The organism is Paenibacillus sp. J31R98 (assembly GCF_056269245.1).
Window position 1 is genome coordinate 970,093 of the sequence record NZ_JBWDNO010000001.1, and the last position, 19,276, is coordinate 989,368.

The window sequence follows — 19,276 nt, forward strand, 5'->3', positions numbered from 1 at the left end:
ATTCTGTGACTTGAATGACATAATCGAGAAGGTGAGGTTCTCTCATGACGCAAATCGGAAAAATTCATTTGATTGGAAATGCCCACTTGGACCCTGTGTGGCTGTGGCAATGGCAGGAAGGCTATGCGGAGATTAAAGCGACTTTTCGCTCTGCGCTTGATCGCTTGAAGGAATATCCGGAATTTATCTTTACTCGCTCTTGTGCAGCCTACTATGCCTGGATAGAAGAGAATGCGCCTGACATGTTCGAAGAGATCAAGGCTCGCGTCGCGGAAGGCCGCTGGATCATCGTCGGCGGTTGGTGGATTCAGCCGGACTGCAACTTGCCATCCGGTGAATCCTTCGCGCGGCATGGACTTTATGGACAGCGTTATTTTCAAGAGAAATTCGGCGTTATGGCAAAGGTAGGCTACAATGTCGATTCCTTCGGTCATAATGGCATGCTGCCTCAGCTTCTGAAGAAGAGCGGAATGGATTATTACGTCTTCATGCGTCCCGAGAAGCATGAGAAGGAGCTGGACAAGAATTTGTTCTGGTGGGAATCAGAGGATGGCAGCCGTGTCCTGACATTCCGTCTCTCGGATAACTACTCGACCAGCTGGGGCTCACCGTTTGAAGAGAAAGTGTTGAATCACGGACAGATGGCAGATACCGATGGCCATGCGCATATGACTTTCTACGGTGTTGGCAATCATGGCGGCGGACCGACAATAGGCAATCTGGAAGTGATTAGAGAGCTTCAGGAGAAGTTCGGTCAAGAGCGACTTGTCATTAGCACGCCGAATCATTATTTTGCCGAGATCGAATCGACTCAGCCTGAGCTTCCCGTTCTGAAGGATGAGCTGCAAATGCATGCGATAGGCTGCTATTCCACGCATTCGGAATCGAAGGAGAACAATCGCCGTGCGGAGCATCGCCTCCTGAACGCGGAGAAGTTCTCTTCGGCCGCGAATGTGCTTCTCGGACTTAAGTATCCGAATGCGCAATTGAAAGTCGCTTGGGAGAATGTGCTGTTCAACCAGTTTCACGATATTATGGGTGGCTGCAGCATCCGCGAAGCCTTCCAGGATGCTCGTGAATCCTACGGTGAAGCGCTGCATATTGCGGCAAAAGCATTAAACGCGGCGACGCAGCGCATCTCTTGGTCGATTGACACGATGAAGCCGGAAGTGCGCGCACTCAGTAAGGACAAGAACTGGATGTCGTGGGAGCAGGGCGATCACGGCACGCCGTTCGTCATCTTCAACCCGCTGTCATGGGAAGTAGAGGTGCCGGTTCACGCGAACCGGAAGATGACCGCTGTGTCCGATGATCAGGGGAACCCTGTGCCGATTCAGACGGTGCGCGCTTCAAGAACGAACGGACAAGACAATTGGGATACGCTCTTCATCGCGCAAGTCCCGGCAATGGGCTACCGCGTTTACTGGTGCTACCTGACGAAGGAGTCACAATCGGAGTCGGTGGATGTACCGGTGAGCGCAGAAGGTCATGTGCTTGAGAACGCCTTCCTTCGCGTCGAATTTAATGCGAATTCGGGTGCGATTAAGAGCCTGGTAGACAAACGGTCAAATACCGAAGTACTGGACGGTCCAGGCGCAGTGCCTGTCATCATAGACGAGCATCATAGCGATACTTGGGGACATGGCTTGCATAGCTACCGTGAGCTCATCGGCTATTTCTCGGATGCCGAGGTGAAGGTGCTTGAACAAGGTCCGCTGCGCGGCATTATTCGCGTGACGAGCCGATATAACGGCTCCACCTTGCGACAGGACTTCATTCTCCATCACCACGCTACTGATCTTCAGGTTAACGTGCAACTCGACTGGAGGGAGAAGCACAAGATGCTGAAGCTGTCGTTCCCCGTTGCCGTCGAGCAGCCAGAATCGGTGTCGGAGATCCCGTATGGTTTCATTCGCCGGGAGACGAACGGCAGGGAAGTGCCGGGGCAACAATGGTTCGATGTGTACGGACAGGCGCAGGGGTCAGGCGAGTTGCGCGGTCTAGCTATTCTGAATACGGGCAAATACGCATATGACGTTATGGGCTCCGAAGCGCGTATGACAGTTGTCCGCAGCCCGATCTTCGCCGATCACTACGGGGTACGCGACAGTCAAGTGGAGTATATGGATCAGGGCATACAAGAATTTAGCTATGCGCTTGTCCCACACAGTGGCTCCTGGCAGGAGAACGGCATCGTGCGCAAAGCCTATGAACTGAACGTACAGCCAATCGGCGTATGGGAAACGTATCACGAAGGTCCGCTGCCGCAGCGCATGGAAGGCATTCAGATTGCCTCGGAGCAAGTGGTGGCAACTGTATTCAAGCAAGCAGAAGATGGCGACGGCTGGATTCTGCGCTGTTATGAGACATCGAGTTCGGCCGTGGAGGAGACAGAAATCGTGATCCCTCTGCTGAACCGTTCCTGGCGTACAAGCTTTGGCAAATGTGAGATCAAGACGTTCTTCATTCCAAGCGATTCGAGCCAGCCTGTACATGAAGTGAATTTGATTGAGTATCCATAATTAAAGCGATTCAGAGAATGTTGAGGCCCGCTCCGAAATGAGGAAGCGGGTTTCTTGTTTGGTGTTTTTTATCAGTCATGAAATATGACAGTAGCCGACACATTTTCTCTCGCATAAACTATTTGGAACTACTTTGCCCTATCAACGTAGTACCATTGTTGGTACAATGGAGCTCTAAGATGGCTCGCAAAGAGAGGATAACCTTACTACATGAAGGATTCAGAGCAGGATAACTGGCGAAAAGAGATTGCATTCTACGAAAAACCACGTTTGAAGAACAGTATTTGGCAGCTTGTGAATACAATCGGGCCAGTGGTGCTGCTATGGCTTGCCGCCTATTGGAGTTTATCTGTTTCGGCTTGGCTGACCTTAGGATTAGCCGTCGTCACCGGAGGATTTCTGGTGCGAACATTTATTATTTTCCATGACTGCTGTCATAAGTCTTTCTTCAAGCATCGCAGGGCGAATGATATTGTAGGAACCATTACGGGAATAATGACCTATGTACCGTACCTTCAATGGAAACACAGCCACACTGTACATCATGCAACTTGTGGCAATCTCGATCGGAGAGGGACAGGCGACATCTGGACGATGACGGTCGACGAGTATGTGAAAGCGACGCCTTTGCGCAGACTGGTGTATCGGTTATACCGCAGCCCTTTCATCATGTTTACGATCGGTCCCGTGTATATTTTCCTAATCGACTACCGCTTTAACCGTAAGCGCGCAGGCGCGAAAGAGCGTTACAACACCTACCTAACCAATTTAGGGATCGTTGCTATTGCTGGACTGCTCTGCTGGGCTATAGGCTGGCAGGCGTTTCTCCTTATTCAGGGAACGGTATTCTTCGTTTCAAGCATTGCAGGGATTTGGCTGTTCTACGTTCAGCATCAATTCGAAGATTCTTATTATGAAGTGGATGAGAATTGGGATTATGTAGCTGCTGCGATGCAAGGCAGCTCCTACTATAAGTTGCCCCGAATACTGCACTGGATATCTGGCAATATCGGATTTCATCATATCCATCATTTGAGCCCCAGAATTCCGAACTACAATCTGGAAGCGGTACATCAATCCAGTCCGCGAATGCAGAAGGTACAGGAAATTACACTGCTAACCAGTTTGTCCTCGCTGAATTTCAGACTTTGGGATGAAGCAAGCAGTAAATTTATTGGATTCCGAGCTTTGAAGCGGATGCAGAAGGCACAAGGTGTCAATGCGGCATAACGCTGCTAAGCCATAGTTCTCCGAGAAAGCCCGCCTAATCGCGGGCTTTTTCTTTTTTCCGTTGGGAACATGCACGTTGAACGGGGCAGGATATTGGATTGTTATGGGGAATATTGTGGACAGCCCGGTATACTCTGCTGTAGTTACTGGCCGAAAAAGTTTTTATTTATTATTTTCATTTGTCGATTTAGATTATTCTCGTTCGTTGTATGTATACAGAGGCCAATTAGGATGGTCTTCTAGGGCAGGAACCTGGCTCATAATTAAGGAGGAAGATTGATGTTATTCATGTTGATTGTTAAAGCTTCGAAGTATCCGGAAGGACCAAGTCCTGAGCTCCAAGAAGCCATGTCAAAGTACAATCAGGAATTAGTTAGCGCAGGCGTGCGAGTAATGGCGAAAGGACTTCATCCAAGTTCAGAAGGTATTCGTATTTCGTTTGCGAATCCAGAGGAAAAGCCAGTGGTTACGGATGGGCCATTCACGGAGTCGAAAGAATTGATTGCCGGCTTCATTCTGATTGATGTGAATTCGAGGGAGGAAGCCATCGAGTGGGCTATGCGGATGCCAGACCCGCAAGGACGTGGGGAAGGTCAGATTGAACTGCGACAAGTGTTTGAATAGCATGGACTGTTGCATGAATGATGCAGCCTGAAATTTCTTGACATCAAAGCGCATTATAGTATGATTGAAATAATTGAATACAGTGAACTTTCTTATCAAGAGCAGGTGGAGGGACTAGCCCGATGAAACCCGGCAACCGACAAACCTTTGTTAATCAAAGGAATGCACGGTGCTAATTCTTGCGGAAACGCTTCTTTAAGCGAATCTGGGAGATAAGAGGGAGGATATGATTTTGAATGATAATGACCTTTCTCTTGTTACAGAGAAGGTCATTTTTTGTTTTCATACGCGAAATGATTATCCATGTAGGAGGAACACCCATATGCCGATTACGATTTCTAACCCTAATAGGGTCGAAGAGCAAGCTCACTACAACGAGCAGCTTCATCACCTTCAAGTCGCATTGCAGAATTTGAGAGGTATTGCTGATCTGCAGAACTGTAGGATTGCCCGTATTGAATGTTTTCGATTCGATCAAGCGCATAGAGAAAAGCTGCAGCTCCAAGCTGAGACGGATATCTGCGGGATCATTGCGATTTCCACGAATACAGGCATAGTAGGTTTCGGCAAATTGGCGATTTCATCGCAAAGTTTCACGGGAGATTGGACGATGTGGGCGGCTCAATTCCAGCGATTGAAGGGTCTGAGCTTGGCCCAAAGCATCAGTTACCCGAGGCGAAAAGAAGAATCATGGGGTCACGTTAGAGTAGAGATCATTGAATCGGCATTAATGGATCTAATCGGAAAAATCCATCTAGACAGAAGAGACACTGTGCTGCCGGGAGAGCTGGACCGAGCTTACTTATTTGATCATGCGCAAGCGTACATCTCGTTTTAAGTAAGCTTAGCATCGATGGAATAACCGGACGCCTTGATTCGACAAAATAGCTCAAAAGTAGTTCTATCTTCCTGGTAAATGACGATTGATATATCATTTGTATATAGTATATTAGGTTTAATTGTTTATGATATATTGACATTATATTAACCTATTTCTATATTATTAGGTGACTGAAGCCAAATATAGAGGAGGACTGTCATTGACCAGTAAGATCAGAATACCTAAGCTAATTGTTCTTCCGATTGCACTAGCGCTTTCGATCGCTCCATTAATGCCGACTGGAATTCCCCGTGCCCATGCTTTCGAGGCTGCGGATGCCAAAACAGCGATTGAAGCGTATAACGCTACCTTCTGGGATGCATCTGCGAAGTATTTCTGGAAAACCTCTAATCACGACGGATATCAGGATTTTTGGGTAGAGGCTGAGCTATGGGAGCTTGTCATGGATGCTTATCTCGAAGCCACCGATCCGGTTCTGAAAGCGAAGCTTCTGACCCAAATCAACGACGTATTCGACGGGGCTGTGGCGAAGTACGGACAGGACTGGACGAATAATACGTTTAACGATGATATTATGTGGTGGGCGATGGCGAGCGCTAGAGCTTATCAGATAACGAATGACGCGAAGTACCTCGAGAGAGCGGAATATTATTTTAACTATGTGTATGATACACAGTGGGACGATGCGTTTGCCGGAGGCGGCATTTGGTGGAAGAGCGATGACCGCACGACGAAGAATGCGTGCATTAACTTCCCTGCAGCAGAAGCAGCTCTTGTTCTCTATAACGCAACGCATAACGACCATTATCTGGATGTCGCCGAGAAGGTCTACCGCTGGAGTAAGACGATGCTGACCGACGGGAAAGGCAAAGTGTTCGACCGGATCGAGACGGTTAGAGGCCCAGTCCCGGATGCGACTCACTATAATCAAGGGACGTTTATCGGAGCTGCCACGGGGCTCTATCAGGTAACTGGTGACAAAGTGTATCTGGATGATGCGATCGCTGGAGCTATGTTTACGAAAGAACATATGGTGGATGCAAACAAGCTGCTGCGTTATGAAGGACCTAACGGAGACTTGAAGGGTGGCAAAACGATACTCGTTCGCAATCTCGGCTATCTTCAGGAGGTTGTGAATGCAAGCAATGAGAGCTCGCATCAGTCGTTTGCCGACGGCTATAACGAGTGGCTTGCCTTTAATACTGACATGGCATGGAATCACCGTAGCAATGCCAATATTGTGGATGGCAACTGGGCGGGACAACAGCTGTCCGGAACGTTCGAATCGTGGAGTTCTGCTGCAGCTGTGGAAGCGTTGACCGTGCTCGAACCACATGACAATGTGCTGGTCTATGCGCGTAAGGATCCGTACAGCAAGATCGAAGCTGAGAACTTTAATGTCGTTAACGGTCCGGGGATGGAAGGCAGCATTGAAGGCTCGCTCCAGCTTGGCGGAATTAAGGATGGCCATTATGCAGCTTATAAAAATGTGGATTTTGGCACGGGCCAAGGTGCAAGCGGTTTCATCGCGCGGGCATCAAGCGGAACTGGCGGCGGGAATATCGAAGTTAGGCTGGATGCAGTCGATGGGCCGAAGGTAGGCACTTTACATGTCGATGGCACTGGCAATTGGAACAATTTCATTGATGCCGCAGCGTTGCTGAAGGACGATCAAGGTCAGACCAGCTCGGTGACCGGCGTCCATGATGTGTATCTCGTATTCAAGAAGACCAATGATGACTACTTGTTCAATTTGAACTGGTTCAAATTTACGAAGACCGATCCGACCAAGACCGATGCTTATGCCAAGCTGCAGGCGGAGCAGTTTACTAGCAGCAATGGACTGAGCGTTGACTCGACCGGACAATTCGCAGACGGTATTCACAATAATGCTTACGCGTCTTACAGCGGGATCGACTTCGGATCTGGCGCGGCTGGTATCACACTTCACGTCGCAAGCGGTAATCTCGGCGGATCCGTTGAAGTGAAACTGGACAGCCTGGACGGTCCATCAGCAGGCGTCATCGAAATCCCGGCACTCGGCAGCTGGCAGAACTGGGTCGATATCACCTCGATTATTGATGATAAGAAGGCAGTTGGCATTCATGATGTGTACTTGATCTTCCATGGTGCAGACGGCAGCGACTATCCTTGTAATCTGGACTGGTTCACCTTCTCGACGATGAAAGGCCAGGCACGGGATGCCTACAGTAAGCTGGAGGCTGAGAATTTCACGAACAGCGTGCAAGTTGGAACCGAAAACGGTGGTGGTCAGACGTACTTGGCTGGCGTATATGGACCGAATAAACCTTACGCAATGTACAACTACATTGATTTTGGCGATGCAGGTCCGACCGAATTCCATATTCAAGCGGCAAGCGCAACAAACGGAGGAACGATCGAGGCACGTATTGATGGCATAAACGGTCCGGTCATCGCTACTGCCGAGGTAAGCGGCACTGGCGGCTGGCAGACGTTCCAGGTGTTTGATGGCGAAGTAACGGCGCCTGTTACGGGTAAGCATCTCGTGTATCTCAAGTTCGTGGGGAATGACTGGCTATACAACTTTGACAAATTCACCTTCGGTAATCCTTCCGTATTTACCGCGGAACCTCCAGTGACTGAGCCTGCCGATGATGATATCGCGCCGGGAGAGGTTGAGAATGTTCAAGTGACCCGTCATAGCGGCGAGTTGACTGTGCGATGGGATGGCCCGTACGATCTAGACGCTGATGTCGTGCACATCACGCTGCTTCATAAAGGAGAGCAAGATGGGGATGTCCGCGAGTTGAAGCGTGGCGTTCAAACGGCTGTGTTTAGCGGTATTGAAGCAGATCAGAACTATTCGCTTCGGATCAGCACTGCTGACAAATCCGGCAATGAATCGGCAGGTATTACGGTAGAGGCAAAAGTTGCGCCGGTGTACTCCTTGTCGGTGAATGGAGCTGCTCTATCAGATGGCGCTGTGGTAGACGATGATGGATTCCTTCGCTTCCAAGCAGGAGATGGCCATACTGCAATCGTATCGGCTAGTCTGACCTTTGACGGCAAGGAATATGAGCTCGCTTCCGGTGCTTCGCAAGAAATTCAAGTTTCGCTCGCTGGACAGCTAGGTGCAAAGAGCGTCGCAATCGAGGTAGAAGATGCGGCGGGGAACAAGCTGCAGAAGGCGATCACGATTCAGGTCAAGACGAGCATTGCTAGTCTGACGAATCTCGTTGCCCGGTACACGGCTGCTAACGAAATTAGTGGCTCATTGTCTTCACAGTTGACGAACAGCTTGAAGCAGGCGCAGCATCATTTGGAAAAAGGAAGCAAGGATCAAGCGAATAAGTTTATGAACAAATTCCTTGACCAAGTTAACAAGGAGAAGAAGAATAACATTTCGGATCAGGCTAAATCCGTGCTGACAACGGATGCTCACTCGCTAATTGCTAGCTGGCAGTAGATGCATTGCATCGCTGATTAATGAAGAGAGAAGAGACGAGTCGGATTGCCCGCTTGGTTGGGGCGAACTTGATTCGTCTCTTTTTATTTAAAGGATGTGGCCTTCATCGAATCCATTCGACTAGCAATACCAAAAGGCAATAACGCCGTATCGTCACTACTCCGCGAGATAGGCTTCTCACTACCTGATGATTGGGATGAATCAAGGAAATATATCGTACCCATTGCTGGAAGTGATCTGGAATTAATCCTCGCCAAGCCTGTCGATATTCCTACCTATGTTGAATATGGAGTTGTTGAGCAACCAGCTATCCTAACTTGGCACGGAGATATTTTGCAGAACGAGGTAATCAAGTGGAGATCGTCAAGCTCAGCGGAGGACTGGAGCTCGCACTCTTAAGTGGGATGGCTGATTGTATTGTCGACGTCCATGATAAGCCAACTTGGAATCATTTGGTAGCGGTCGATTACATCTGCAGAGTTTCTTTGCGATTGATTGCGAACAGGGGAAGCTTTCAACTTAAGAGCTCAGATATCCAGAGTATTAGTGATAAGCCAAGCAGGCAGAAGGTGGTCAATAATGTCCATTAGAACAATAATAAAGAACATTCTCGTTCACAATGGACATTAATGACCGTTAGTAAGAGTACTTCAAGGTTTTCTCTGACAATAACCTCGCTAATGGACACTAATGACCGCAAGAAATCTTGAAATTCAAATAATCGATGCTAACGGTCATTAATGTCCGAATCAGGAGTTGCAGATTCAGACCCCATGCTCCTCCGTCTTTGACTCTGTCCAAGTGAACGCCCCCCGGGGTTCGCTCCATTGGTGGGGCTAGGAGGATCGAACCTCTTATCAGGGCGAGAGACTAAGAACTTGATCTCTGTCGCGCGACATAAATCAAATATTTTTGATTAAACAGTTGAACTAAGGATCAATCTGTGGTAAATTTTACTCAAGTTATTAAATCAAGAAAAATTGATTAAAGTGTGGTGCATGAGAATGAAGAAGCCAATTCCAGTGAATGAACGAATAGCCGCACCGATATCTTTTGATAAATACGAACAGAAATTTAAAGCTTTAGCCGATGAGAAGCGACTACAGATCTTATATGAGCTATGCCAGCGCGGAAACACCTGTGTCTGCGACTTGACTGAAGTAGTGGAGATGCCCCAATCCAAGCTGTCGTATCACCTTAAGATTCTGCTGGATGCTGGCCTGATTACCAAAGAGACAAGAGGAACTTGGAGCTACTACGAGCTGAATCCGAACGAAATTAACGCTCTGCTCTCTGAGCAGCTATGTTGTATATTTAGGCCGGCAGATAGCAATTCAACCTGCTGCTAATTTTTTTGAGTAATTAATCAAATAATTTTGATAAAGAAAGAGGGATTACAATGAAAATGCACGTCGCCATTAATGTTAGAAAACTGGAGGAATCGCTTGCCTTTTACAAAAAGCTGTTTAATGCTGAGCCGACCAAAGTGAGAGAAAACTATGCCAAGTTCGAGCTTGATAACCCTGCTTTGCATTTTTCGTTAAACGTTCGTCCATTTGACAATCGCGGTGTGTTAAATCATTTCGGCTTTCAAGTTCAAAACACGGAAGAAGTACTGGCGACTAAAGCACGTTTGCAAGATGCGGGATTAGTTTCGTTCGATGAGATGAATACAACATGCTGTTATGCGGTCCAGGATAAAATTTGGGTATCTGACCCGGAAGGAAATCCGTGGGAAGTGTTTTATACCAAAGAGGATAGCGAGTTTGAGGCAGCTGAGGATCACGTTAGTGCTGGGCAAGACGTTTGCTGTATCACACCATCACCAGCTCCTCAAAAAGTGGAGCTAACAGATATGCGAGTAAAAAATAAATGCTGCTAAAGAATAACTGCTGCAAGTGAGTGATTTGGGGGGACAGCATGACGGTAATAGCGTTTCTTATTTTTCTGGTTACTTTAACATTTGTTATTTGGCAACCCAGAGGGCTTAATATTGGCTGGTCAGCGAGTGGCGGTGCCATTCTTGCTCTGATCTGCGGAGTTGTGAATTTTGCTGATGTTGGCACTGTCACGGGCATCGTGTGGAATGCAACACTCGCCTTCGTTGCAATCATACTCATTTCACTTATTTTAGATGAGATTGGTTTCTTTGAATGGGCTGCATTGCATATGGCTCGTCTGGCTAAAGGGAACGGCAAGCTAATGTTTGTATACGTTGTTCTCCTCGGCGCAGCCGTAGCAGCATTCTTCGCGAATGACGGAGCAGCACTTATATTGACACCTATTGTACTTGCGATGGTACGCGCACTTAAATTTGATCAACGGATGATATTGCCGTTCATCATGGCGAGTGGTTTTATAGCCGATACGACTTCGTTGCCGCTTGTGGTCAGCAATCTCGTTAACATTGTGTCAGCTGATTATTTTGGTATTGGGTTTGTGGAATACGCCAGTAGGATGATCATTCCGAATATGTTCTCGCTATTGGCAAGCCTGTTGGTCTTATTCCTGTTCTTCCGCAAGAGTATCCCTGGCAATTATGATTTGAAACAGCTTAAGAAGCCTGTCGAAGCTATTAAGGATAAGAAGATGTTTCAACTATCATGGATTATTTTAGGGGTTCTTCTCGTTGCGTATCTGGTAAGCCAGTTCATCCATGTTCCGGTATCAGTCATTGCTGGAGTGGTTGCGATTTGGTTTATACTTGCTGCGCGGCGCAGCCCAGCTATTCATACGTGGAAGCTTGTAAAAGATGCTCCGTGGGCTGTCGTGATCTTCTCCATAGGCATGTATGTCGTTGTATATGGGCTTCGTAATGTTGGACTCACAGACGAGTTAGGAAGTGTAATACAAGCCTTAGCGGACAAAGGACTTTTCATCTCCACGCTTGGAATGGGTTTCCTTGCAGCTGTCTTGTCGTCGATTATGAACAATATGCCAACGGTAATGATAGATGCCCTCGCCATTAAAGGAACGGCAACTGAAGGCATCATTCGAGAATCGCTTGTGTATGCGAATGTAATCGGTAGTGATCTGGGTCCGAAGATTACGCCGATTGGCTCACTGGCAACTCTTCTATGGCTGCACGTGTTATCGCGTAAAGACGTGAAAATCACCTGGAGCAACTATTTTAAAACAGGCATAATACTGACAGTTCCAACGCTGTTTATTACGCTTACTGGCCTATATCTATGGCTGCACTTGATCAACTCGACAAGCATTAACGTTTGGATTTTAATCGCTGTGTTTACGGTTGTATTACTCGTTGTAGCCTTACTACTTAAAGGCATTTTCGTTTCCAAAAGAGAACGCATTGAAGAAGTCGTACAAATCAAACAAATTCACGATAAGGGAGACCATCAACAATGAACAACAAGCCGCTCGTTTACTTTTTATGCACAGGAAATTCTTGCAGAAGCCAAATTGCTGATGGATTCCTAAAAGCACTTGGCAGCGATAAATACGAGGTCAGAAGCGCAGGTCTGGAAGCACATGGACTAAATCCTCGAGCAGTTCAAACAATGAAAGAAGCCGGCATTGATATTTCAAATCACACATCGGATGTCATTGATCCTGAGATTTTAAAGCAGGCTGATTACATCATCACGCTCTGCGGTCACGCGAACGATAACTGTCCGGTTGTTCATAATGACAAAGCGGAGAGATGGCACTGGGGCTTTGACGATCCTGCTAAAGCAACAGGAACAGAGGAAGAAATCACAGCAAAATTCCGTGAAGCTCGTGATTCCATAAAAAATCGCATTGAGCAGTTTGTGAAAGAGGGTAAATAAACATATGACGCAAGAAAAGAATTATCATGCTCTACATGACAACATGATCTTCATGGGTGGGGCTGCCGATGTAGAAGCAATGGTAAAAAACGAAGGCGTTGAAGTAATCGTCGACTTAAGAGGCGAAGCGACAGAGTGCGCTTATCCGGATGCAGGTGTGAAGTGGATTCAAGTCCCACTCGAAGATAATACCGAAGAGCTAGAGGATGAACTTTTCAAACAAGCTATTTCTCACGTATTGGATGCATATCAAGGCGGCAAGAAGGTTGGTTTTCATTGCGGGGGCGGGAGAGGCAGAACAGGAACTGTTGCTGCAGGTACGCTGATTGCTTTAGGTGAGTCCCGATCAGTGGATGAAGCTGAACAAAAAGCAAAAAGTATTCGCTCGATATTAAATATTAAACCTCCGCAGCGACAGGCGCTCGAAAAGCTTTTTCCCAATAAATAAACGAAATAAATGTTGGCGTCTCGAGGACAAACGGCTGTAGCTAATGCTACAGCCGTTTTATTTTATTTATGTCATAAGTACAACCTTGTGATTTGAATGCAGCAATCTTATCTTGCATCGAGGGAAGTTGATCCAGAACTTGCATCAGATAAGGCTTATCGTCCAGGTTGATTGAATAATAAATCCATTGGCTGCGGCGTTCTTCGTTAATCAATCCGCCGTTCCTTAATTTCTTCAAATGCTGACTAATATTCGGTTGTGTTGTCTTCGTTAGATCTACAATATCGCAGACACACATCTCTTGATGCCGGAGTAGCGCCATAATCGACAATCTGGTTGTATCCGAGAGAAGCTTCAGCGTTTCGGACATTTCTTCGATGGATTGCAATCAGGAGTACACTCCTTTCGCAGGAATTTCCTCAAGTAGTCACCACGTATTATACACATTAAATATATAAGTGAAAAGTTATATAAGTGCGCAATGCATGAATATAACAATCCCTCTAGGATGAGCAAGGTTCACCATGACGTTTTTTCAAAATATAGTTAAAGAGTTATTGCAAAGTTGAAAAGAGGTGATTGGTTCTGAATCATATTTCAGTGCAAGCCTATTGTCCTCATTGTAGAGAATTAAAGTGGATTACTGCAGCTCCCGGTCATTATCAATACTCGGAATCGAATATTTTTCCAGTATCCGTTTGTTTGGATTGTATAGAAGAGATTACAGATAAAATAAAACAATATTTATATGATGAATGATCATCCCTTCTCAAGAGAAGGATGGGTTGCTTGTGCTCCGAGAAGTCGTCGCGACAAGAATAACGCAAAAGCCAGGAATATGATCACGATAAATCCATACAACAGCAGATAGCCGCCGATGCGGTAGATAAAACTCCCAACGATTGGACTAGTCGCCATGCCCATGTAACGGAAGAAGTTATAGGCGCCGACGGCTGTCGCACGGTTGTTCGTGAAAGCTCCGGTCAACAGCGTAGTCTGTACGGGTAGCGAGAGCCCGAGAGTTAATCCAAAGAGTATGATACCCGCCAGCAGCCAACCTAATGAGAATGAATAGGTGACGAGGAAGAACAACACCGACATGGGATTCAGGTAAGTCATCAGAACGAGCAGCTTTTCTCCTTCTATCCTTGCTTGGATCTTCCCGCCTAAGTAACTGCCGACCACGATGCCAAGCGACATCGGCAGAAATACCAGCCCTTTCTGCTCGGCAGACAAGCCATAACGATCGCTTAAGATGTTCGGCAGGAAGACAAGGAAATCATAGAATACATAATATTGAATAAAACCAAGATAAATAATGGATGAACCGATCCGATTCTGAAGAATCACTGCAAAATCCCGTAGTTGAAAGCGGCCAGCTACGACGTTATCCGGCTTCGTTTCTTTCAAATATAGGAAGTTGAAAATCAGAATAACGAACCCCGTTGCAGCAAGCGCGAGAAACACGGAGTGGAAATTAAACATCCCGCTAAGGAACCCGCCGATAACCGGCCCAAGTACGGGTCCTAATGAAACAAGCATTTGGAAAGTTCCCATCGCTTGCCCGCGTTCTTTGCCATCGAACAAGTCACTGATGACCGTAACGGCAACGACAGATCCCGCAGCAATTCCGATCGCCTGCAACGCGCGGAAGACGATTAGCAGTTCGATGGTTTCGGAGAAGAAACACCCTACTGAAGCGAGTACATATAGCGTAATCCCGAAAAGCATGATTTTACGGCGCCCCTTCGAGTCAGTGAGCGGACCATAGATCATCTGCATGATGGCAAGAAATAAGGTGAACACCGAAATCGTCAAATTGACGACGAATGAGGTCGAGTGGAGCTGACTGGTAACCTCGGGCAGTACCGGAGTATATATCGTCTGCGTGAACGGCCCGAGAAATGCTGCGAACGCAACAAGATAAACAATGAATTTCAGATTCATGATGTTCAATCCTTTCTGATGAAAATTGGATGTCATCATCATACTGGATATCAATCATTTATTCCAACGCATTGCATGCTATAATCTCATTGACTAGAAGGAATGAATGAGGTGTGCGAGAGTGGAACTTCTTCAACTGCAATATTTTCTCGAGGTAGCAAGATCGGAGCATGTGACCGAGGCTGCCAGGAGTCTGCACGTTACGCAGTCGTCATTAAGCAAAACGATACAACGCCTGGAGGAAGATCTGGGAGTTCCGTTATTCGATCGAAAAGGCAGGAAGCTGCAATTAAATGAGTTCGGAAGAAGGTTTCTTCGGCGTGCAGAAAGGGCCTTGTTCGAATTGGAGCAGGGGAAGCTGGAGCTGAGCGATTTATCCAGCCCTGATCATGGCACACTTGAATTAGGCGTGACTAGTGCCAGCGTATTGCCAGAGATCCTTCGTGAATTTCGAAAAAAGCGGCCTAAAATTCAGTTTCATGTGCAAATGCTGACCACGCAGGAGATGATTATGCTTCTGGAGAGAGGCGAGGTCGATTATTGTTTGTCCTCGCCTCCTGTGGAGCGGGCTGACATCGAATGCCAGATCGTGTTCACAGATCCCATCCTGGTCGCCGTTCCGAAGGGACATCGGCTCGCAGACCGGAAGAGTGTATCCTTGACCGAGCTGAAGGATGAATGGTTTGTCGGGGTTAAGGTCGGCTTCGGTACGCGTGATTTAATGGATTCGGTATGCAGATCGGTTGGGTTTGTGCCTCATTATGTGTACGAGGGAGATGAACCAGCCAGGCTGGTCAATCTGGTGGAAGCCGATATTGGCATCGCCTTCATACCAAGCACGGCACGGAATGAACGAGCGCAAATCCAATATCTTCAGGTAGAGACGCATGAAGTGGTGAGGGAAATCGCATTATTGTGGCACAGAAGTCGATATATATCGCCGGCTGCACAGGAATTTCGTGAAGTCGTTGTAGATTTTTTCGAAGCTAGATCCAAGCAGAGCATTTAATCTGTAGAGATGAGGCAGCATAAGTAGGCTGCATGAGGACACAAGAAAAGCCGCGAATACGACAATCGCGGCTTTTTGTTCTTGCCATGTATGCTTCATAAGCATTTGCATCCGCCACGGACACGCATAGGCTTCTGATGATACGGACATTAATGACCGTTAGCGGCGATTATTTGAAATTCGAGCTTTCATGCGGTCATTAGTGTCCATTAGCGAGGAAATAGACAGCGAAAACCTTGAAGTTCTCACTCTAACGGTCATTCGTGTCCCTCAAAAAAGTGGATGCACGTTATTTCGGTTCTAAGGGTCAAAATTGACCACTCGGTGGGCACTTGGATCGTCACTATAAGCAGCCCTACGCAAATACGCCGGATGTCCGTACTTATTAGTTAGTTGATAGCACCCTCTTGTCGCAATCAACGGAAATCAACGAACCAGGCTATTCGCCCAGTTCGTTAGTTCACTTCATTCTTCCTGCTGTCCGTACGTAATCGCAACCTCGATATCTTGATCGTAATTGCCGAACTGGCGTCCGAACAGGCTGATGCCGCCGCAATGCGTTGCCGTCTCAAGGCACGAAATTCGGAACCGCAGCTCGTCGTTCGGCTGTATGCCCAGATGGGCGGGCGTCAGTTCAGATAACTTAATGCCGTCGAGGAACGTGCCGTCCTTGCGAATTGTGATCGTTTTCAGCAGTCCGTGCTGTGTGCCATGATACCACCAGTCCGGCGTGAACACGCCTTTCTGTGCGCCGAAATCGCCGGGACAGGTCCACGTGCCGAGCTCGCGACCGTTCATCCAGAAGGTTATATCTGATGGCCAGTTGTCGTTATAGCCCGGTGCTTCCGAACACATCTCGAACGAGATCGTCACGCTCGAGGCGGTCTGCCCGCCGACCAAATAATTCGGAATGCGGTATTCGACGTAACCGCTGCCGAACCATAGCATCTTAGCCTTCACATGGTCCGGGTCCCAGAAATACCGGGGATCGTCGACGATGCCGATCATGGAGGTCTCCGAAGCCAGGCCACAGGTAGGCTTCACCTTGAAATCGTTGTACTGCCCAACCGGTATCGAGACAATGTAGCTGCTCGCGTCTCGGGCAACAGGAGAGCGCAGCTGCAGCGTCATCGTATCGATAATCAGCCGGCACACCTTGAGACGGCCCCGCGTTCCCGATACGCTCTCCGTACCAACGATGGCGGCTGCCTCCAGCTTCTGAATATGCTTGGTCACGATGGCGGAGGAGACGCCGAGCTCGGCGGCAAGTTCCTTGATGCTCCTCGGCGCTTGGTCTATCAGCTCGATGATGCGGACGCGTGTCTCTGAGGAGAAGCATTCGAGCAGAGCCATGTTGGCGGTCGTAACTTGAATATTCATGGGGCATCCATCCTCATTCTCTCGTCATAGTTGTCTCATTATATAACTCAGAAGTTAATTAATCAACTTAACATTGACGAAATTAGTAGAAACAAGGCATAATGTGATAAAGAAACGTGTTTCAGTTATTTTATTAACTTTGTAGTTACTTAATATGGAGGAGATTCAAATGACAGAACAACTGCGCGCGGAGCATCCGCGTCCGCAATTCATGAGGAACGATTGGGTAAACTTGAACGGGGAATGGGAGTTCGAATTCGACGATGAGCAGACCGGCGAGGCTGCTGGTTGGCACAGCGGGCGCCAATCGTTCTCGAAGCGAATCCAGGTGCCTTTTGCTTATCAAAGCAAGCTGAGCGGCATCGGCGATACCGACTTCCACGATACGGTGTGGTACAGAACGGGCTTTAACGTGCCGGCACAGTTCGATGGCAAGCGGACTTTGCTCCACTTCGGCGCCGTCGATTATGCAGCTTCCGTCTGGGTGAACGGCATCTTGGTAGCCACGCATGAAGGCGGGCATACGCCATTCCGTGCGGACATCACGAACGCGCTGCAGGCTGAGGGAAATGTGCTCGTCGTGAAAGCTGTCGATTATAGCAAGGATCTGGCTCTGCCGCGCGGCAAACAATATTGGATGCGGGAGTCAGCCAGCATCTTCTATACCCGGACGACGGGAATTTGGCAGACAGTCTGGATGGAAGCCGTGTCGCCGGTCCACCTGGACAAAGTGAAGATTACGCCGGACATCGATCGGCATGAAGTCCGCGTAGCCGCTTTTGTGAAAGGCACAACGTCTGGCGCTGCTCTTCGCGTGAAGGCGAAAGTCACTTACGAGGGACAACCTGTCGCCGAGGATGTGTTCACGATCCGCGAAGGTCGTTCATCCGTGGTACGCGCAATCGGCATTGAGGATCTGAGCGAGCTGAAGATCGGCGGATTCTGGAGTCCGGAGCATCCGCACTTATACGATGTCGAATTCACGCTTCTCGAAGGGGATACCGTACTCGACGAAGTTCAGAGTTATTTCGGCATGCGCAAGGTGTCCATTGCGGGTGGCAAGCTTTGCTTGAACAACCGTCCATACTACTTGCGTATGGTGCTGGACCAAGGCTACTTCCCGGACGGCATCCTGACAGCGCCAAGCGACGAAGCGCTTAAGCGGGACGTCGAGCTGACGAAAGCGATGGGCTTTAACGGGGCGCGCAAGCACCAGAAGCTAGAAGATCCGCGTTATCTGTACTGGTGCGACAAGCTCGGCCTCGCGATGTGGAGCGAAGCTGCGAATGCGTTCGAATACAGTGACGAGTATGTGCGTCGGTTCACGAATGAGTGGATCGAATCCGTGGATCGCGACTACAACCATCCGTCGATTCTCGCCTGGGTGCCGATTAATGAAAGCTGGGGCGTGCCAAACATCCCTGTCGACAAGCTGCAGCAGCAGCATGCGATGGCGATGTATCATCTGACCAAGTCGCTCGACGAGATGCGGCCTGTCATTTCCAACGACGGTTGGGAGCTCGTTAAGACAGATCTCTTCAGCATTCACGACTACGAATGGCGCCGCGAGGTGCTGATGGATCGCTACAGCACGGCGGAGAAAGCCGTCAAGGCGATGCCGGCTAACCGTGTGCTTGCCGTTGAAGGCTACCCGTACGAGGGCCAGCCGATTCTTATCTCGGAATTCGGCGGTATCTTCTACAATAAGAGCGATCGCGAAGGCTGGGGCTATTCCGCAGCGGCCGACGACGAAGACTTCAAGAAGCGCCTCCGCGATGTTGTGCAGCCGATGTATCTGGCTGGCGTCGTGCAAGGCTTCTGCTACACGCAGTTGACCGATGTGGAACAAGAGATTAACGGCCTCTTGACGTACGACCGTCAGCCGAAGCTGCCGCTCGATGAGATCAAAGAGATCGTGGAAGGCCGCTAAACCGCGGACCTGATTACGGTGAAATAGATGAGAGAAGCTCGCAGACGTTGGTGTCTGCGAGCTTCTTTTATTCTCTAAGTAAGATTTCGTGATTCGGGTTTGAGTA

16 protein-coding genes and 1 riboswitch are annotated in these 19,276 nt (G+C 48.3%); of the genes, 13 read left to right on the forward strand and 3 right to left on the reverse strand.

The features are described from left to right. The first annotated feature begins 44 nt into the window (after window positions 1-44). The 11 genes from AC0YNX_RS04395 to AC0YNX_RS04445 all read left to right on the forward strand — a co-directional run bounded on the left by AC0YNX_RS04395 (window position 45) and on the right by AC0YNX_RS04445 (window position 12,904). Window positions 45-2,522: an alpha-mannosidase gene (locus AC0YNX_RS04395; RefSeq protein WP_475814419.1), complete on the forward strand. Its 2,478-nt coding sequence runs from the start codon at window positions 45-47 to the stop codon at window positions 2,520-2,522. A 210-nt stretch (window positions 2,523-2,732) separates the two neighbouring features. Next, window positions 2,733-3,752, forward strand: coding sequence for a Delta(5) desaturase DesA (gene desA, locus AC0YNX_RS04400; protein WP_475814420.1), 1,020 nt, complete (start codon window positions 2,733-2,735; stop codon window positions 3,750-3,752). A 279-nt stretch (window positions 3,753-4,031) separates the two neighbouring features. Next, on the forward strand, window positions 4,032-4,376 hold the full coding sequence (locus AC0YNX_RS04405) for a YciI family protein (RefSeq protein ID WP_475814421.1): 345 nt from the start codon (window positions 4,032-4,034) through the stop codon (window positions 4,374-4,376). Window positions 4,377-4,465: 89 nt separating this feature from the next. Further along, a riboswitch (SAM riboswitch) is annotated at window positions 4,466-4,595 on the forward strand. Window positions 4,596-4,698: 103 nt separating this feature from the next. Then, window positions 4,699-5,214 carry a hypothetical protein gene (locus AC0YNX_RS04410; protein ID WP_475814422.1) on the forward strand — a complete coding sequence of 172 codons (516 nt, stop codon included), beginning with the start codon at window positions 4,699-4,701 and terminating at the stop codon, window positions 5,212-5,214. 202 nt (window positions 5,215-5,416) lie between these two features. Beyond that, entirely contained in the window at window positions 5,417-8,665 is a 3,249-nt protein-coding gene (locus tag AC0YNX_RS04415) for a carbohydrate-binding protein (RefSeq protein WP_475814423.1), read from the forward strand. Window positions 8,666-9,018: 353 nt separating this feature from the next. Further along, complete coding sequence (locus tag AC0YNX_RS04420) at window positions 9,019-9,255, forward strand: hypothetical protein (protein WP_475814424.1); 237 nt, start codon at window positions 9,019-9,021, stop codon at window positions 9,253-9,255. A gap of 414 nt (window positions 9,256-9,669) precedes the next feature. Continuing rightward, the gene (locus tag AC0YNX_RS04425) at window positions 9,670-10,014 is read left to right on the forward strand and encodes an ArsR/SmtB family transcription factor (protein WP_475814425.1); all 345 of its coding nucleotides are present in this window, start codon (window positions 9,670-9,672) and stop codon (window positions 10,012-10,014) included. 50 nt (window positions 10,015-10,064) lie between these two features. Next, window positions 10,065-10,547, forward strand: a complete 483-nt coding sequence (locus tag AC0YNX_RS04430) for an ArsI/CadI family heavy metal resistance metalloenzyme (RefSeq protein ID WP_475814426.1) — start codon at window positions 10,065-10,067, stop codon at window positions 10,545-10,547. Between the two features lie 38 nt (window positions 10,548-10,585). Continuing rightward, window positions 10,586-12,034, forward strand: a complete 1,449-nt coding sequence (locus AC0YNX_RS04435) for an arsenic transporter (protein WP_475814427.1) — start codon at window positions 10,586-10,588, stop codon at window positions 12,032-12,034. Beyond that, the gene (arsC, locus tag AC0YNX_RS04440; protein WP_475814428.1) at window positions 12,031-12,456 is read left to right on the forward strand and encodes an arsenate reductase (thioredoxin); all 426 of its coding nucleotides are present in this window, start codon (window positions 12,031-12,033) and stop codon (window positions 12,454-12,456) included. The genes AC0YNX_RS04435 and arsC overlap by 4 nt, the downstream gene beginning before the upstream one ends. A 4-nt stretch (window positions 12,457-12,460) precedes the next feature. Further along, window positions 12,461-12,904, forward strand: a complete 444-nt coding sequence (locus AC0YNX_RS04445; protein WP_475814429.1) for a protein-tyrosine phosphatase family protein — start codon at window positions 12,461-12,463, stop codon at window positions 12,902-12,904. A 46-nt stretch (window positions 12,905-12,950) separates the two neighbouring features. On the opposite strand, the gene AC0YNX_RS04450 is transcribed toward AC0YNX_RS04445, so the two are convergent. Together AC0YNX_RS04450 and AC0YNX_RS04455 are read right to left on the reverse strand one after the other, a co-directional pair. Further along, window positions 12,951-13,292, reverse strand: coding sequence for an ArsR/SmtB family transcription factor (locus tag AC0YNX_RS04450; protein WP_475814430.1), 342 nt, complete (start codon window positions 13,290-13,292; stop codon window positions 12,951-12,953). Between the two features lie 371 nt (window positions 13,293-13,663). After that, window positions 13,664-14,851: an MFS transporter gene (locus AC0YNX_RS04455; RefSeq protein WP_475814431.1), complete on the reverse strand. Its 1,188-nt coding sequence runs from the start codon at window positions 14,849-14,851 to the stop codon at window positions 13,664-13,666. Between the two features lie 121 nt (window positions 14,852-14,972). On the opposite strand from AC0YNX_RS04455, the gene AC0YNX_RS04460 reads away from it, so the two are divergent. Further along, window positions 14,973-15,860: a LysR family transcriptional regulator gene (locus AC0YNX_RS04460; protein ID WP_475814432.1), complete on the forward strand. Its 888-nt coding sequence runs from the start codon at window positions 14,973-14,975 to the stop codon at window positions 15,858-15,860. 465 nt (window positions 15,861-16,325) lie between these two features. On the opposite strand, the gene AC0YNX_RS04465 is transcribed toward AC0YNX_RS04460, so the two are convergent. Continuing rightward, window positions 16,326-17,240 (reverse strand): ArsR/SmtB family transcription factor, encoded by a 915-nt coding sequence (locus AC0YNX_RS04465; RefSeq protein ID WP_475814433.1) that lies wholly within the window; start codon window positions 17,238-17,240, stop codon window positions 16,326-16,328. A gap of 169 nt (window positions 17,241-17,409) precedes the next feature. Between AC0YNX_RS04465 and AC0YNX_RS04470 the strand changes: the two genes are divergently transcribed. Then, a complete protein-coding gene (locus tag AC0YNX_RS04470; protein ID WP_475814434.1) occupies window positions 17,410-19,170 on the forward strand; it encodes a glycoside hydrolase family 2 protein in 1,761 nt (586 codons plus the stop codon). Window positions 19,171-19,276 lie beyond the last annotated feature (106 nt).

Bases quoted from the DNA above. Each gene is read 5' to 3' on its own strand.
- AC0YNX_RS04395 (WP_475814419.1), top strand. From the start codon at position 45: ATGACGCAAATCGGAAAAATTCATTTGATTGGAAATGCCCACTTGGAC.
- desA (WP_475814420.1), top strand. From the start codon at position 2,733: ATGAAGGATTCAGAGCAGGATAACTGGCGAAAAGAGATTGCATTCTAC.
- AC0YNX_RS04405 (WP_475814421.1), top strand. From the start codon at position 4,032: ATGTTATTCATGTTGATTGTTAAAGCTTCGAAGTATCCGGAAGGACCA.
- AC0YNX_RS04410 (WP_475814422.1), top strand. From the start codon at position 4,699: ATGCCGATTACGATTTCTAACCCTAATAGGGTCGAAGAGCAAGCTCAC.
- AC0YNX_RS04425 (WP_475814425.1), top strand. From the start codon at position 9,670: ATGAAGAAGCCAATTCCAGTGAATGAACGAATAGCCGCACCGATATCT.
- AC0YNX_RS04430 (WP_475814426.1), top strand. From the start codon at position 10,065: ATGAAAATGCACGTCGCCATTAATGTTAGAAAACTGGAGGAATCGCTT.
- AC0YNX_RS04435 (WP_475814427.1), top strand. From the start codon at position 10,586: ATGACGGTAATAGCGTTTCTTATTTTTCTGGTTACTTTAACATTTGTT.
- arsC (WP_475814428.1), top strand. From the start codon at position 12,031: ATGAACAACAAGCCGCTCGTTTACTTTTTATGCACAGGAAATTCTTGC.
- AC0YNX_RS04445 (WP_475814429.1), top strand. From the start codon at position 12,461: ATGACGCAAGAAAAGAATTATCATGCTCTACATGACAACATGATCTTC.
- AC0YNX_RS04455 (WP_475814431.1), bottom strand. From the start codon at position 14,851: ATGAATCTGAAATTCATTGTTTATCTTGTTGCGTTCGCAGCATTTCTC.
- AC0YNX_RS04465 (WP_475814433.1), bottom strand. From the start codon at position 17,240: ATGAATATTCAAGTTACGACCGCCAACATGGCTCTGCTCGAATGCTTC.
- AC0YNX_RS04470 (WP_475814434.1), top strand. From the start codon at position 17,410: ATGACAGAACAACTGCGCGCGGAGCATCCGCGTCCGCAATTCATGAGG.